This is a genomic window from Vibrio sp. L85, from assembly GCF_963871815.1.
GTDB classification, from domain to species: Bacteria; Pseudomonadota; Gammaproteobacteria; order Enterobacterales; family Vibrionaceae; genus Vibrio; species Vibrio harveyi.
On sequence record NZ_CAWMYL010000167.1, the window covers coordinates 1 to 14727 of the forward strand.

General features: G+C 38.4%; 16 protein-coding genes. 1 reads left to right on the forward strand and 15 read right to left on the reverse strand.

Annotation, left to right across the window (positions count from 1 at the left end; genetic code table 11):
• Window positions 1–708: 708 nt before the first annotated feature.
• The 8 genes from AACR11_RS15845 to AACR11_RS15890 form a co-directional block, all read right to left on the reverse strand.
• Entirely contained in the window at window positions 709–1545 is an 837-nt protein-coding gene (locus AACR11_RS15845) for a hypothetical protein (RefSeq protein WP_114145650.1), read from the reverse strand.
• 148 nt (window positions 1546–1693) lie between these two features.
• Window positions 1694–2455 (reverse strand): GIY-YIG nuclease family protein, encoded by a 762-nt coding sequence (locus AACR11_RS15855; RefSeq protein ID WP_029790015.1) that lies wholly within the window; start codon window positions 2453–2455, stop codon window positions 1694–1696.
• A gap of 152 nt (window positions 2456–2607) precedes the next feature.
• Complete coding sequence (locus tag AACR11_RS15860; protein ID WP_029790016.1) at window positions 2608–3411, reverse strand: GIY-YIG nuclease family protein; 804 nt, start codon at window positions 3409–3411, stop codon at window positions 2608–2610.
• Between the two features lie 163 nt (window positions 3412–3574).
• Window positions 3575–3991: a GNAT family N-acetyltransferase gene (locus AACR11_RS15865; RefSeq protein WP_029790017.1), complete on the reverse strand. Its 417-nt coding sequence runs from the start codon at window positions 3989–3991 to the stop codon at window positions 3575–3577.
• A 140-nt stretch (window positions 3992–4131) separates the two neighbouring features.
• Window positions 4132–4818 (reverse strand): hypothetical protein, encoded by a 687-nt coding sequence (locus tag AACR11_RS15870; protein ID WP_029791000.1) that lies wholly within the window; start codon window positions 4816–4818, stop codon window positions 4132–4134.
• A 139-nt stretch (window positions 4819–4957) separates the two neighbouring features.
• Entirely contained in the window at window positions 4958–5503 is a 546-nt protein-coding gene (locus tag AACR11_RS15880) for a hypothetical protein (protein WP_029791003.1), read from the reverse strand.
• A 620-nt stretch (window positions 5504–6123) separates the two neighbouring features.
• Complete coding sequence (locus tag AACR11_RS15885) at window positions 6124–6741, reverse strand: hypothetical protein (RefSeq protein WP_029791004.1); 618 nt, start codon at window positions 6739–6741, stop codon at window positions 6124–6126.
• A gap of 155 nt (window positions 6742–6896) precedes the next feature.
• Window positions 6897–7280, reverse strand: coding sequence for a DUF7674 family protein (locus AACR11_RS15890; RefSeq protein ID WP_139374612.1), 384 nt, complete (start codon window positions 7278–7280; stop codon window positions 6897–6899).
• Between the two features lie 245 nt (window positions 7281–7525).
• Here AACR11_RS15890 and AACR11_RS15895 point away from each other — a divergent pair, with 245 nt between their 5' ends.
• The gene (locus tag AACR11_RS15895; RefSeq protein ID WP_029789821.1) at window positions 7526–7828 is read left to right on the forward strand and encodes a hypothetical protein; all 303 of its coding nucleotides are present in this window, start codon (window positions 7526–7528) and stop codon (window positions 7826–7828) included.
• Window positions 7829–8005: 177 nt separating this feature from the next.
• Here the strand turns inward: AACR11_RS15895 and AACR11_RS15900 are convergent, their stop codons facing one another.
• From AACR11_RS15900 to AACR11_RS15935, 7 genes are all read right to left on the reverse strand, one after another.
• Window positions 8006–8842 carry an HNH endonuclease gene (locus AACR11_RS15900; RefSeq protein WP_139374613.1) on the reverse strand — a complete coding sequence of 279 codons (837 nt, stop codon included), beginning with the start codon at window positions 8840–8842 and terminating at the stop codon, window positions 8006–8008.
• A 183-nt stretch (window positions 8843–9025) separates the two neighbouring features.
• Window positions 9026–10180 (reverse strand): TIGR02391 family protein, encoded by a 1155-nt coding sequence (locus AACR11_RS15905; protein ID WP_079324875.1) that lies wholly within the window; start codon window positions 10178–10180, stop codon window positions 9026–9028.
• 188 nt (window positions 10181–10368) lie between these two features.
• A complete protein-coding gene (locus tag AACR11_RS15910; protein WP_004743050.1) occupies window positions 10369–11364 on the reverse strand; it encodes a hypothetical protein in 996 nt (331 codons plus the stop codon).
• 151 nt (window positions 11365–11515) lie between these two features.
• Window positions 11516–11968 (reverse strand): hypothetical protein, encoded by a 453-nt coding sequence (locus AACR11_RS15915; protein WP_139374614.1) that lies wholly within the window; start codon window positions 11966–11968, stop codon window positions 11516–11518.
• 124 nt (window positions 11969–12092) lie between these two features.
• Complete coding sequence (locus AACR11_RS15925; protein WP_079324879.1) at window positions 12093–12782, reverse strand: DUF4145 domain-containing protein; 690 nt, start codon at window positions 12780–12782, stop codon at window positions 12093–12095.
• Between the two features lie 142 nt (window positions 12783–12924).
• Window positions 12925–13566, reverse strand: coding sequence for a hypothetical protein (locus AACR11_RS15930; RefSeq protein ID WP_079324893.1), 642 nt, complete (start codon window positions 13564–13566; stop codon window positions 12925–12927).
• Between the two features lie 144 nt (window positions 13567–13710).
• The gene (locus AACR11_RS15935; RefSeq protein WP_031781250.1) at window positions 13711–14607 is read right to left on the reverse strand and encodes a hypothetical protein; all 897 of its coding nucleotides are present in this window, start codon (window positions 14605–14607) and stop codon (window positions 13711–13713) included.
• Window positions 14608–14727 lie beyond the last annotated feature (120 nt).

Sequence of the window (14727 nt, forward strand, 5' to 3'; positions counted from 1 at the left end):
TGAAAGATAACAGACTAAGTTCAATGTAACTCCCAATTGCCTAACGCCTTGCTAAGGTGTGAGTAACGCAATACAAAAGCTACCGCACAGCGCCTTAATCACCATAAGCCACCGCAAAGTAAAAATGCCACGCGTTACGAATCACTCTTAAGCAATTTGTTAGTACATGCGCTACTTCTATTTATGCGCTCCAAGATATTGAAAAGTCGCATAATATGAAAGGCTTTGAACACTGAAGTGAGACGGGCAGCTACAAAACTTTACCCCGATTGAAATACGAGAGTTGGCTAGAAGAAAAACGTACTGAACTCACCTACTTTTACTGACTTCAAATTAGAAAAGGATTCGTTCCTCGCACTTCAACGGCAACACCAAAGAAAGACAATTTTGACTTAGTAAAAACCACGAAAAAGAAGAAGCAATAAAGAAATAGATTAAGAGTTAGAGACCGTAAACGATGAAATCAAAGCGAACACTCCGCATATAGTGCCACCGGAGAGAACGTGAAAGGTACAAACTGAAAGGTGTAAAGACGAGCGCCAAAACAGATAAACACCAAAACTTATGACCTTTGATGTCAACCCCGTACTAACGCCGCATTAAGGTGTGAGCAACGCTACCACAAAACTTAACCATACCACCGAAAACACAAAACCCAACGATGGAATAAAAAATGCCAAGCGTTGCGAATCACTCTTAAATGCTTTGTTAGATTTTGTAGAGAGGCACACCGCATTCTAAAACAGTGTTTTTGCCTGATGTATCTTTCTTACTTTTAACCTCAATATCAACGTAATACTTCAATGCGAGTTCAAGATTATTAGGCTTGTACTCTATTGATACTCGATCTGAAATTTTTTTATTTCTAACTTGTGTACCGCACATTTTCTTATATAGGAAAGCAATAAATCCGTCTTCACGAGAGCCAATTACGTCACAGTGAATGTAGTTTTCATCTATTTGGATTATTGATGAGCGATCTATCGCATTAATATTTTCAAATGATAAATAAGCAGTAGACTTTCTACCCTGCCCTTCTCGAATAGTGAGGTTTCGAATTTCATGTGGATAAACAGCAGGCAAAAACACCGACGGTCCCTTGTATTCATACTTTTTTGACACTTTAGCTTTTCCAGACAAATTACTTTGATGCATGCAGAATTGATTATTAGCACCGGAAGGTTTTAGCATTGGAGTTCGAACGCAATTATGAAGGAAATTATCGGTATGTACGACATCAGTCCTTATAGCCATAATCGAAAATTCAATTTTGTCATCTAGAAGCAAATCAAAATCATTCAAAAAGCTCTCTAATTTTTCTACTTTGTCATTGTTTGCATATTTCAGTTCGATTCTTCTACCAAAGATTTTAATGTCACCATGCGCAGACCTTGTCGAAGGAATCTCAACATTGTTAGGTGATATGTAATTATATAGTGCAGAACACAAGACTTGACGATAGTTATCTTCATCTTTCGTAGAGCGCGTCCACTTAGTCTTCTCCAATGATTCTTTCAAAATGTCATGTAGTTCTGAACGATACATACTTTCTCCAATTAAAATCTAACGCTCTGTTAAGGTGTGAGCAACGCAATACAAAAGCCTCCGCACGCCACCTTAACCACTAAAATCAACGCATAGTAAAAATGCCACGCGTTGCGAATCACTCTTAAATGCTTTGTTAGCAATACATTTATAGATGAGAAATAATAGACTTTCCGTTATAGTTTTTAAATTTAGTTAGGTACATATTTCCAAACAAATTTGGCAAAGAGGAATTCCCAATATCTACAATGACATCTTCAGTTAGAATATTGTTGTTATCTAATTCTATTCCCCAAACAGTTCTTAGATCATACTTTTCGACCTGAAGTGTTGAAAACTGGCTACATTTTTTAACCTTTACAGTGCGATTTATTGAATCAGGTTCGGCAAGATGAATTTCAAAGCCTTTTCCGGTACATGAATACAATGTTTTAGGTGAACTTTCAAAAATAGTTAGTCCAATAGCGTCAATAATTTGAAAGAATTGTTTTTTCGACTCTTTTAGGTACTCCAGATCTTGGGAACCTAATTTCTTTGAGCCTCCCTCTTCAGAGTTAGTAACATTGTGGCTACTAGCCCTTTTAGCCTTTAATATAAAGCTGTTCTCAATATTTTTCGCAAATGCGATGTTCATATTGTCTGAAGTAAAAATATGAACATAATTCCAGAACCTTTTAGAGAATGAATGACTTTTTAATCTAGTTCTCACATCATCTCCCTCACCAATATAGATCCTGTCCTCTTCCTCGTCAGTTGACGATAGCAAATAGACCCCCGCAAGATCTAACAATTGATGATCTTTAAAACGTCGAAATGTCGTTTTACTCATTCGAAAAACTTTACAGTCACTACCCTCTAAAGTGATTTTCTCTACACCATCAAGGACTTTTGTTACATCTATTTTACTCATTATTTTCCCAATACCTCTGTATTGCTAACGCCGAATTAAGGTGTGAGCAACGCTACCACAGAACCTAACCTTACCACCGTAAACACAAAACCCAACGATGGAATGAAAAATGCCAAGCGTTGGGAATCACTCTTAAATTGTTTGTTAGGTGATTAATTTGAGTTATAACCAAAAGATCGTGTTTTTAATATATCCTTCCACCATGACTCTCTACGTTGGATAACTTTGTCGTCCACTGTTGATTTGAAAATTTCCAGTATTGAATATTCAAAATTATCTTTAATATAATCCGATTCTAGTAGTTTTAATTGCTTATTATTACCATGAAGAGTTTTAACATAGTCTCGCCATCGACCAAGCATCATATCTTGACCATATGCAGAACCAACATACATTCTCCCTGTTAACGTGTCAGTTATAAGATAAACACCCTTTTGATTTTCTAAAGCAACTTGCCAGCTTTCCTTCTTAATGACTCTTTCAAGGCTTGCCCATGATAGCTTCACATTTTCATATCCTGGAAATAAGTCGTCGTCAAAATTATCTGACAAAATTTCTAATACTTTACAGTCTTCTATAACTTTGCTTGCTCGTCTAATCATATATTGCGAACTGTTTTTATACTCAACGATTAGTCTTCCGCAATATTTGTCGTACTCAGGTAAGACCTCAAAGTCGTAACCCATACCGCTCATAGCATCCAAATCTTTAGTTACAACTCCAGCGTGAAAAAGTAGCCATCGATCCTCTTTGATTTTAATAAACCCGAAGACTTTATCACCAACTCTATAAACTTTTTTACCACCACGATTATGGTAGTTTCCAATTAGTAACTCTTCCGTATTTCCTTGTTTATACAAACTAGAAGGATCCCAGTTACCATCAAACATTTTGTTAAACCTAATTCTAACATTTTCTAGATTATCAAGCTTTAAAATATCATTTAATAAAATCATAATTCTCCGAAGACGTATTTCAGCCTTTCAGCTAACGCCGCGTTAAGTGGTGAACAACGATAACCACCAAACCTAAATCATTGTGCCGTAAACACTAAATTCAAAGCAAACCGAAAATGCAAAGCGTTGTGAATCCGTCTTGAACGCTTTGTTAGCCATACTCTCACCGCAATTTTTTGACCAAGTAATGTACGGCTGTAGATACTGGGTAGTTTTCTAACGTCATTTGGCACGAATAGCCATTCTTTTCATAAAATGGACGAGCTTGAAAGCTGAATGTCTCGACCTGTGCATATTGGCAACCTTGTGACGCGGCATGTTCTTCAAGTTGCTTGAGTAGATGTGTTCCCATGTTGCTTCCACGCAACGACTCTGCGACCCACAACAACTTAACATGGAGCCAATTACCCCAAATTTCTGCGGTAATACCTGCTATTTTGTCTTGTTCATCGTTGTAAACATAGATTGCTACTGGTTGCTCAACTACGCCTTCGAGGTGCTCATCATTGTATTTTCTAAGATGTGAGCGGATTTCCTCAATGTCGCTAATTTTCGGGTTCGAATCTAGCTCAATTTTCATAGTTATTCCTTGTATGGCTAACGCCCTGTTAAGGTGTGAGCAACGCAATACCGAAGCTGCCGCATACCACCTTAAACACTAAAACCAACGCATAGTAAAAATGCCACGCGTTGCGAATCACTCTTAAACAGTTTGTTAGCTTAATTTTCCAATAGGTAGTGGTAATTTTTTCTTGTTATTGAATACCTATCTAATAACCACTTTTCGTACTTCAATTTTTGCTCCCGAGTTGAAAAACTGAGCGATAAATCAGGGTGCTCTCCCAAATAAATAGCAAAGTCTCTATCTAGTTCGTGACCAACATATTTTCGGTAAAATGGATAAAACTCAGATGGTAGCGGAACAAGCTTGTACTTTCCCGAATCGAGAAAAATCGCCACATAGCACTTTGGCATTTTAACAACTTTCTCTAAATATAATGTGTTATACACATTGCATGGTTTGTATGGCAAAAAATGCCCATATAGGTGAACCACCTTTGAATACGGTATATCAAAGTTCACAACTGAACCATTTGGTTCTAAGGATATATCTAAATTATCATTTTGAGTGGACTGAAAACCGTATTGTTCGCTATCGACAAGCGAAAAAAATGAGTGATGGTCAAAATGAAGTCCATTCTTACATCTAGATTTTGTGACTAAGAGAACATGCTTAACTTTCACATGTACATCTTTATGGTTTCTAACAAGAATAGAAATATTACTATCAGTCTTTTGTATAGATACTTTTATTGAAGGATTCTTTTTGTAGTACCACAGCACACCAGTACCTATCAGGGTAATGAAACCTACTACGCTAGAGACCAACCCAATATACTCGCTCAATTAAACATTACTCCTATTAAGCTAACGCCCTGTTAAGGGGTGAGCAACGCCATACAGAAGCCACCGCAAACCACCTTAAACACTAAAACCAACGCATAGTGAAAATGCCACGCGTTGCGAATCCCTCTTGAACAGTTTGTTATGTAAATTTGAAGACCACACCATACTCTAAGAAGCGATAAAGAGCCCAAGAACAGAAACAGCCAAACACAATTGGGAAAATTATGTCACTGATATATAGCCATAAATTGTATACCGCCACAAACTTAGATTTATAATCACGATCCATTTTTTTTCGTTTACGGTCAATGTCAGCAGCTTCTCCTGAAAGCGTACCTAGGTCTTCATTTGCGTTATATTGACCTTGCCTCTCATATTCATCGTAGATATCTTTTTCAGAAAATCCCATTACATCTCCACGAAGATCTTTACCCTTATAGCTAATCCAACGAGGAAGCGCTTTTTTCACGACTTCAAAAATGGAAAGTACTGAGAACTTGATAAGGAAATAGCCAAGAATTATGAGTAAAAACCAGCCAGCTGTTTCTTTGCTTCCGGAAAGGTCTAAGCCGATAATTGCAATTTTTTCTGGCAATGCCGCTGTAATCGAAATGAATAGTGCGATTCCAGAAAGAGTCAATGTTTGAGTTTTTAACTTCTGGACTTCTTCGCTAATCTTGAACAATCTATATCTCCGAACTTAACCAATTTGCATAACGCTCTGTTAAGGGGTGAGCAGCGCATTACCGAAGCGACCGCACACCACCTTAAACACTAAAATCAACGCATAGCGAAAATGCCACGCGTTGCGAATCCCTCTTGAACAGTTTGTTAACTGAGCGCCTTTCAGTTTTCGCCGATCTTACAACCACTTTAGCCAAGGCTAGTTTTCCTAATTAATGATTAGTAAAGCTAACTCAAACATGTATTTAACTAAAAGATTACCGTTTATCTTTAGTTTGAAATGCGTCTCACAACACCATACTTCGGCGATGTAAGTGCGCCGAACTAATCGCGAATACCTTATATTATTAGAAGGCTTTGTGCCGCCTTTCACATCAGTAAACTTAAGTATCAAACTGAAATTAGTCGCATTAGCTTAATTAATGAAACCGACCAAACACGCTAAATCTCTGAACCTAGAAACTGTATCATTGTGCTTGCGTATTTTCTGCGCCAGTTAACGCCCTGTTAAGGTGTGAGCAACGCAATACAATAGCCGCCGCATACCACCTTAAACACTAAACACAACGCATAGTAAAAATGCCACGCGTTGCGAATCACTCTTAAACAGTTTGTTAAAAGTCAGTTCTTCAGTTTTAACCGAGACTCTTTACACAACCATTCGTAATCTTGAATCGTTGTGTAACCTCTCTCGATGTTCAAGAAAAAAGCCAATCTCTCTATACGAGCCAAAATATCTCTATCTGCTTTAGAAAAAGTTAGACCTTGTGAAGAACTAAATTGATGAGGATCTATTTGATAAATCTGAAACAAAGTCTTAGAGACGATATTAAAACCCTCAATCAACTGATTTTGAGATGTATAAAATTGTTGGAGATTAAGAAATATGCCCTCTCCATTACGATATGCCTTTAAAGCACAGTGATCGGCGCTAACAATATCACTTTTCTTGATTGAATCTAATTTAACAATGAATGACGCTAAGTACTCTTTGTGGTCCCTCACAAGTCGTTCAAGTTTATTGTTTCGACTAGTTTCTAGTATTTGAAACCCAACAAATAACGCAGATACCAGCGTAAATAACGGAGTTAAAACACCGCTAAAATACGTACCAAAATTTGCAAAGTCTTGAGTTGTAGCGTTGCTAAATTGCTCCCAATATTTTGCCGCATAAGGAGTAATTACGATAAGTATCATCAAGCACGCAAAAACCAATATAATTTTAAGAAACTTTTTCACTGATACCTCTGACTTTTAACGCCTTGTTAAGGTGTGAGGCACGCAATACCGAAGCTTCCGCATACCACCTTAACCACTAAACCCAACGCATAGTAAAAATGCCACGCGTGCCGAATCACTCTTGAACAATTTGTTATGTTCGTACTTACTAAGCACTAAAAATTCTCAGCCATATAGTTATCTGCGAACTCTGTAGCTAAAGGTCCAAGTAGACTCCAGAAGTGAGATAACTCAAAGTCAGTTTTTGTAGATGCAATGTTTATGAGATTTTCCACGAAACATGTGCACGCAGCATTTGAAACCTCTTTATCCCCCACTTTGATTGCAAGATCTATGAAACCAAACAAATCTTCGCTTTTTTCATACTCACCTAACAAGAACCTTTCTACGACAAGTGAGCTAAAGATTGAGAATAACGAGTGAACTGAAATAGCTCCTTTTTCGTCTATCCAATAGTCAGCTTCTTTTATAAAGTGCTCACGGCAATCTGGATATATATCAACGAATGCTGGCAATACTTCTGAAGGTGATATTTTCATTTTTTCCTCGAAGAACATAACGCCCTGCTAAGGGGTGAGCAACGCAATACCGATGTCGCCGCATACCACCTTAATCACTAAATTCAACGCATAGTAAAAATGCCACGCGTTGCGAATCCCTCTTGAGCAGTTTGTTAGTCGCGAGGCACCGAGCGACAATTTTAAGCCGAACTAAACTTTGCGAACAACAAACTTTATGTGCTTTGATGCATTTAAGTCAGGCGTAGTCTCAAAGCGGTAAGTCAATGAAACCACTTGGAACAAACAACGCCGCAGAAAACGGACTGACAACACAAAAAAGGGCTTTTGGAAAGCCAATCTCACAGTGCGGACTTTCAACAAAGTCACTGAAACCAGGTGGAATTTACAACACCAGAGAAAACGTCATTTCAGCGAGTAAATCGGCTTTTGTACCGACAAACTCGCCGAGCGGAGTTGCAACCAAAAACAGACTCTCGATTGCCCTGCTCTGTCAGCACCAAAGAACAAAACAACCGCTAGGACAGTTACAAAACTTTGGACTTAAAACAGCTAAAAATAAGTTCTGATGATCGACGATTAATCGGTGTACCAGGCAAACAGCTGCTAAATTTTAAGCTCAGCAACATGATTTTGATTGCTAGCTTTTTCTGGCGACTAACGCCGCATTAAGGTGTGAGCGGCGTTTGGCTATACTTGAGCGAAGCGAAACTGCCAAGCGTTGCGAATCACTCTTAAATGCTTTGTTAGCAGTTTTGTGGTTGAAGACCGTATCTTTCTCCAACAATACATACAGCATCGTAAAAAGACATTGTTTCAATACCATTTTCACGGTCTAAAAAAACCACATGTCCTTGTCGATGATTACCTTCATTTGGGAAGTCATCCATTTGGGCATCAACATCTACCGCACCAAGAAATTTCCCTAGAATTGAGACCGCAACAACAAAACCATCTTGATGCTGCATGAGCGTAACTGTCGAGCATGACTTTAGCTCACCAATTTCTTTAAACATTAGATAATCGCCAATGTCTTTCTCTTCATGCTGAAACCTGTCGATAAAACGAAGTCGGCTAGAGGACAACACTTTTTCTTGGTTTTTTGGCTCTATGTTTACTAAATCTTGTAAAGACGTAATATCGGCATTGTTTTTAAAAATGTCGCCATAAACGTAATAACCCGCAGCTAAAGCGACTTTAGCAACAAACAATAATGGTGGAATAATATCTACTTTAAGTTGGATCTCACCTTTTTTACCCGCAAGTGAGGATGTATCGACAGTTGTTTTGGTTTTAGGACACCAATGCTCCGTTTCTCCTGGTGCATTGAACCTAATCTGAAGAGGTTGTTTTTCATCGCCAACTTTTACATTTTTCCAAACTGGTTGTGCTAATTTACCACTGTGCCCTTTAACCTGAGCATTTTTTCTGTCTAGAGCAATAAATGGATCATTTGACACTTTCCCATCTATTTTGGAACCAACTTTTTTATTTATCTCTTTTCCAACAGGAATTTCAAAACCATCCATTCCTCCCATAGATAAAGGAATTATATGCTCTCTACTAATATCAGCACTACTCATGAGCTGATTACTATAAATACAATAGACTGCCAATCTAACCTCCTGCGTAAACTGCTAACGCCGCATTAAGGTGTGAGCAACGCTACCACGAAACTAAACCTTACCACCGTAAACACAAAACCCAACGATGGAATGAAAAATGCCAAGCGTTGGGAATCACTCTTAAATGCTTTGTTAGGTTTTTTACGCAAGTTCGGCTAATAGCTTATCTGCATAATCTGTATCACTATATCTACGTTCTTGAACCGATACCTTAAGGTATTCTTTAAGTTCAGCCGGATAATTTTTGGCTACTTCTAGTAGTTTTGTTCTGAGTATTTTTGCTTGATTTCCTATCGCAGCATATGCCAACTGATCCGCTAACCTTTTGAGCATCGCATCACTAGTTATAATTGTTGTCATAGCATATGGGTAGTACTGCGCAATATAATTTTGCGTGTACCAGTCGTTTGCAAGCCTTGAAATAATTGTTTCACCTAAGTCATTGATGCGTGAGAAGTAACGACCAAATGTATTTCCCCAAGTGCCAATTGAACCATGAGTAAGTGAACTCGCGTACATATCATAGCGACCAACACCACAACTTTTTATGATGATGTTTTCCATACGCATTTTTACGTCACTTTGTAATAGTTGCCAGGCACTAGGTTTCATCAATCTAAAAATCTCGGCTATATCAGTGTCTTCTGCGGCTTCACGTAATGCTGCACCTAGGTGTTCCGTAACTTTTCTTTCATCTTCACCTGATATCTGTTGATAAATGGCATTAAATGCAAATTTAATGTCATCAGTCTTACCTTCAGTTCTGCGATCAAAGGCAAGAATAAACATATCAACCAATTTGTTGTTAGGGACATGTGCAATCAAAGCTTCAGCATATTCAATACTAGGTACAAAGTGAGGGTCATAAATTTTGTCAACTACAGGGATAATATCAAACTCATTTAATTCCACATTCAGGTATTTAAGGATAGTATCTAGCAAGATTAGAATTCGGATACAAAACTCTTCTGTATCCTCAGTCACTTCATGGGTTCTAGGGTTTCTAATTCCTATGTAGTAACCACGTAGCAGCTGCTCAATCCCTTTTTGTTCATCTCTCTCTGAAACGGTATTGCCACTATTTATCGGTAACTTGGGTACATTCCCACCAAGAACTTGTCCGACTAAATTGGCGCCATCACCTTCACAGCCACCTTTATCTCTTAACAACTGTGTTAAGTACTTTGTTCCCTGAAGAATAGCGTCCGTATAAAGCCCATGCTCCAAGCGATTCCCTACAGCTTCAACAAGTTTTTTGTCAAAATTATCTTCATTAAAATTTTCTTTTCTATACATTTAACTAACCGAGCCTTTTACCTAACATAACTTGAATCTTTGATAGACGATTGAAACCTAACGCCCAATTAAGGTGTGAAGCACGCTGCCACAACACTCAAATTGGACGCCGTAATCACTAAACTAGACCCAAACCAAAAATGCCGAGCGTGCTGAATCACTCTTAAATTGTTTGTTAGCTAAATAAGTTACGCTACAGCTTCAACATCCACTGTTTCGACAGCCTCAAAGCCTTTGGTCTTTTTGAAAGACATATTATGGATAAAGTTTTTCATGCAGTCGGAAGGGTCTATTGTTTCCATGTTAATCCCACCTAACGTAGCCCTAGAGATATACACCGAAAGAACATTTGATTCTTCCAAGTGTCCCGTTGCTTTATTAAGCAATTTGTCGGTTGCATTTATTACCACAAATTCATCGGGCAATATTGCAAACAGCTCACGTGCAACTCGCAGGACTGAGCTACAAACATAATCCTGATAGATTTCGTTGAACTTCCCTACAGGCATTTTTTTGACCGACAACTTGCCGCTCTTTAACAGGCTCTTTTGTTCGCTAGGAATGATATCTTCACCATGAATGTGTACATTCACAGTTACTAACGATGTATCAGAGATGGACAAGTGAAGACTTGAACCCAACGCATCAAGCTCACTAAAAGGGCTCATTTCTTTAATCACTTCGATTTTGGCTTCAGGAGAGCCCGCTAATACTTTCTTTGCCTGTTCGACGCTATCCGCCCAATCTTCACACTCCTGTTCCCAAGTTTTGAGTGAAGCTTCATAGTTATTACTGTCTTTTTGTTTAGCTGATTCTATAGCAAGATTTAAAGCTGAAAGCTTTGAATCGACTCGCTTAAACAATTTGTCAATGAAGCTAGGTTTGTATGCTTCTTTTAGCTGCGTTGCTTTTTGCTCTAACACATTTGAAAACACTGGTTTTATAGGCTCGTTAGACAAAGAAATTTGATGCCAGTTAATTTCATCTCCACACTCTTTGTGCATGGACTGAACAATTTCTATATGATTTTCAAAAACGTCGACTTCATACGCAGCTTGCTCCAGTTCTTGCATTTTCGCATACTGCTTTTGCTTTTTTTCAATTTCACGTTGACGTTTTTTTGCGTTTCGATCTGCGCGCTTTGCGGCTGCATTAATAGATCTAACTGTACCTTTCCAACCCATAGTTACCTCATTATTATTTTATTTAGCTAACGCCGCATTAAGGTGTGAGCAACGCAACCACGAAACCCAACCTTACCACCGTAAACACTAAGCTCAACGCTAGAATGAAAAATGCCAAGCGTTGAGAATCACTCTTAAATGCTTTGTTATATCACTTTTCGCGTAGTTTCTGATTAACTTGTTTTACAAACACCTTAACGCTGAAAAAACAGCATACTGTCATTGTAACTGAGCCAAACAAAGCTAATACTGAAAAGTGCCCGATTAGCGAGCCAAATGCCACAATAAACATGATGATCGCTACTCTGGATAACTTTGTAACCCAAGGTTGTTCCAATGCTGCATCACAGACATCTGAAGGCAAATTAGCCTCAACAAAGAATATATGGACTAGGGAAAAAGTTGCGAATAGAGGCAAACATATCGCAAACAAGATGGTAGAAGCTTGCAAATAACTGGATCCTACAATACTTGCTTGCCCACTAAATAAGGCAAAGAAATATGCTGCGCACACACCAGTCAGCGCAGAATAAAACCATTTTAATTGACCTATTTTGTGACTTTGACTTGCAACCATTATTGTTAATTTCTCCATATTTTTCATTGTGATATAACGCCCCGTTAAGGTGTGAGCAACGCAATACAAAAGCCGCTGCATACCACCTTAAACACCAAACGCAACGCATAGTAAAAATGCCACGCGTTGCGAATCACTCTTAAACAGTTTGTTATACCGATGGAAATGTTTGTTTGGCTTTCTCTGGAAGGATGTAAACGCTATGGAGAAGGTTGTCAATTACATCAAATGCTAGTTTTAATTGCTCACCACTCTGAGGCTCAACTTCATGAGCTGCATTATTACCCAGAGCACGAAGCTTGTGTAAGATCTGCGCCCCCCAATCTGTTAAGACGCCATTGTCTTTAAGTTCATTTATTCTACCGAAAAGGTCACGGCTTGAAGTACCTTGATCTTTGCATACAGTTTCAACAATAGCTCTTATTCCGATACCGGCTAAAATCGTATGTCCGCTATTTAGTGAGCTTATTGTCTCCAGATATATCCTTTGTAATTTTGGAGGTAATAGGTGCCTATCTTTTATGCCGTGACTTCTGTCTTCTGGCTTTGGGTAAAGATTCACAGACTTGTTATATACTGGACAACCTAGTTCAGGATCATAGTAATAACTATCTTCATCTTCGTGTGTTTTATGGAACACTACATTCTCACAACCTAAACATTGCGCTACTTCATATTCTTCTGTCCAGCCAAAATAATCCTCTGGAGAGTGATAATCCTTTCCATTCAGTTGAACGCCAGCAAGAATCTTATGATTTGTATCACTATTACAGTTTTTACACCGAACCCGGATAGTCTTGTCAATATTCTTACTATTTTCTATATCTATAACCTTACTCATTTTTAATCCTCATAATCGGGCGGTATAACGCCCTGTTAAGGGGTGAGCAACGCAATACCGATGCCAACGCATACCACCTTAATCACTTAGACCAACGCATAGTAAAAATGCCACGCGTTGCGAATCCCTCTTGAACAGTTTGTTAGCTGTATTTCCCACGGGTAATACCATATTCAGATTTGCTTCCTGTTCTTTGAATGGTGAAATAAGACAGACCTTGATGCAAATACTCCACATCGGTGTAAGACACTTCGACTATAAACCTAGGAGGCAGCTCATTTACTGATTTAGATATCCAGAAATATCTACGCCCCTCATTTGCCTGAAAAACATCCGATTCTATCACTGTGGTTAAGCCAATATCAGGATAAGTCCTGACAACTAAATTACGCCTTTCTCTTCCATTATTCAGAATAGTAAGCCCCATTAAGACTGAGCTATCTTCTTTGAGCCTTTCCATTCCAACCGTTGTTACGTCTAGGCTTATTGTATATTGATGGGCTAGTTCAATTTTTTGAAGAGCTACAGCCTCTCTATGATGTTCAGATGTTTCTGCCATCTCCTCCGCTTGCAGCTGAAGGGCGTGGGTATTATTTTCTAGTTCTTTCTTCTGCAGTAGATACCCAATAATAAGCCAGAGAAAAGCAATTGGTGCAGTGATACCAGCTAGGAAGTCCCCCCACTCGTTTAACGATAGCTCGCCAAGTTCCGAACGCTTAAAATAGAAAATAACCGTTACCACTGCCACCCAACTAGCAGTTAAAAACTTCCCAATTGATTCCATATTTACTCCATACAGCTAACGCCCTGTTAAGGTGTGAACAACGCAATACCGCAGTTGCCGCATACCACCTTAAACACGAAAAAACAACGCATAGTAAAAATGCCACGCGTTGTGAATCACTCTTAAACAGTTTGTTATATGCGCCTATCTTTCTACAACAATGTGTGTGCCATTTTTAGTAGGATAAGCATGCAAGTAATTGTTTTCCCCGTCTTGAGAAGTAAAGTAGATAAAGTCAGGAGACCAAAATAAAACCTTACCACTAGCGATTAAATTATTATTCGTGCCTTCGTAGATTTTCACCTCTTTGTCTGCACCAACATTAAATTTCCGCAAACCTGCATCAATAACTTTTGCCACACTGTCCATCGAAAATAGAGGTAAACTAAATGAAACAAACAAGAAAACTGCCGAAGGAATCCAATTTGTAGCTGACTCTGACTTTCTAACGATAATGAAGCTTGATACGTACAAAATTATTACGAATGCCATTACTACATTCGCTTTGTAAACTACTAAATCATCATAAGATAACGAAAGAAAGAACAGCAAGTAGTGTATAAATGCAGCAAGTGCAAATGATGCCCATAATGCAAACCTAGCTGCCCATGAAAAAGCACCGGTTTTCACATAGTCTACATAGATGTTCTTTGCAACAAGAATAAAACCAAACAGATAGAAAGAAAGCAACACTGTAACTATTGCGGCTGCAAAGAAAAATGACTTTAACCCGACAACTCCATCGACAAAAAACTCATATGAAAAGAAACCTTTTTCATACATATAGATTACAAAAAGGTATACAGGAAAAACGGAAAACCAGATACTAGATATAATTAAGCAAAGGAACCTCATACTCAACTTTTGCCAATTTATACTGGTTGCTATTTTTTGAAATACTATGTTGTCAATGTAAGGGAATGAACTAAAAATTTCCTCTCGGGTTGGAGGTCCGACACTACTCAACCTTAATTCATCCTCTTCCTTTAGGTATTTCTCTCTTTTATCTTTTATTACCTTAAAAATTTCATTGCCGTACAACTTTGGCTTCCTCTCTAATTCCGATTTTATAACGAAAAGTAAATTACCCTTAGCATATAACGCTTTCTATACGGCTTTAAGCCATCTTTCAGGCACGCTACCGCCTTCTTTCATGCAAAA

Excerpts from the sequence above, each read along its gene's own strand:
- AACR11_RS15845 (WP_114145650.1), bottom strand. The coding sequence starts at position 1,545 with ATGTATCGTTCAGAACTACATGACATTTTGAAAGAATCATTGGAGAAG.
- AACR11_RS15855 (WP_029790015.1), bottom strand. The coding sequence starts at position 2,455 with ATGAGTAAAATAGATGTAACAAAAGTCCTTGATGGTGTAGAGAAAATC.
- AACR11_RS15860 (WP_029790016.1), bottom strand. The coding sequence starts at position 3,411 with ATGATTTTATTAAATGATATTTTAAAGCTTGATAATCTAGAAAATGTT.
- AACR11_RS15865 (WP_029790017.1), bottom strand. The coding sequence starts at position 3,991 with ATGAAAATTGAGCTAGATTCGAACCCGAAAATTAGCGACATTGAGGAA.
- AACR11_RS15890 (WP_139374612.1), bottom strand. The coding sequence starts at position 7,280 with ATGAAAATATCACCTTCAGAAGTATTGCCAGCATTCGTTGATATATAT.
- AACR11_RS15895 (WP_029789821.1), top strand. The coding sequence starts at position 7,526 with ATGAAACCACTTGGAACAAACAACGCCGCAGAAAACGGACTGACAACA.
- AACR11_RS15900 (WP_139374613.1), bottom strand. The coding sequence starts at position 8,842 with ATGAGTAGTGCTGATATTAGTAGAGAGCATATAATTCCTTTATCTATG.
- AACR11_RS15905 (WP_079324875.1), bottom strand. The coding sequence starts at position 10,180 with ATGTATAGAAAAGAAAATTTTAATGAAGATAATTTTGACAAAAAACTT.
- AACR11_RS15910 (WP_004743050.1), bottom strand. The coding sequence starts at position 11,364 with ATGGGTTGGAAAGGTACAGTTAGATCTATTAATGCAGCCGCAAAGCGC.
- AACR11_RS15915 (WP_139374614.1), bottom strand. The coding sequence starts at position 11,968 with ATGAAAAATATGGAGAAATTAACAATAATGGTTGCAAGTCAAAGTCAC.
- AACR11_RS15925 (WP_079324879.1), bottom strand. The coding sequence starts at position 12,782 with ATGAGTAAGGTTATAGATATAGAAAATAGTAAGAATATTGACAAGACT.
- AACR11_RS15930 (WP_079324893.1), bottom strand. The coding sequence starts at position 13,566 with ATGGAATCAATTGGGAAGTTTTTAACTGCTAGTTGGGTGGCAGTGGTA.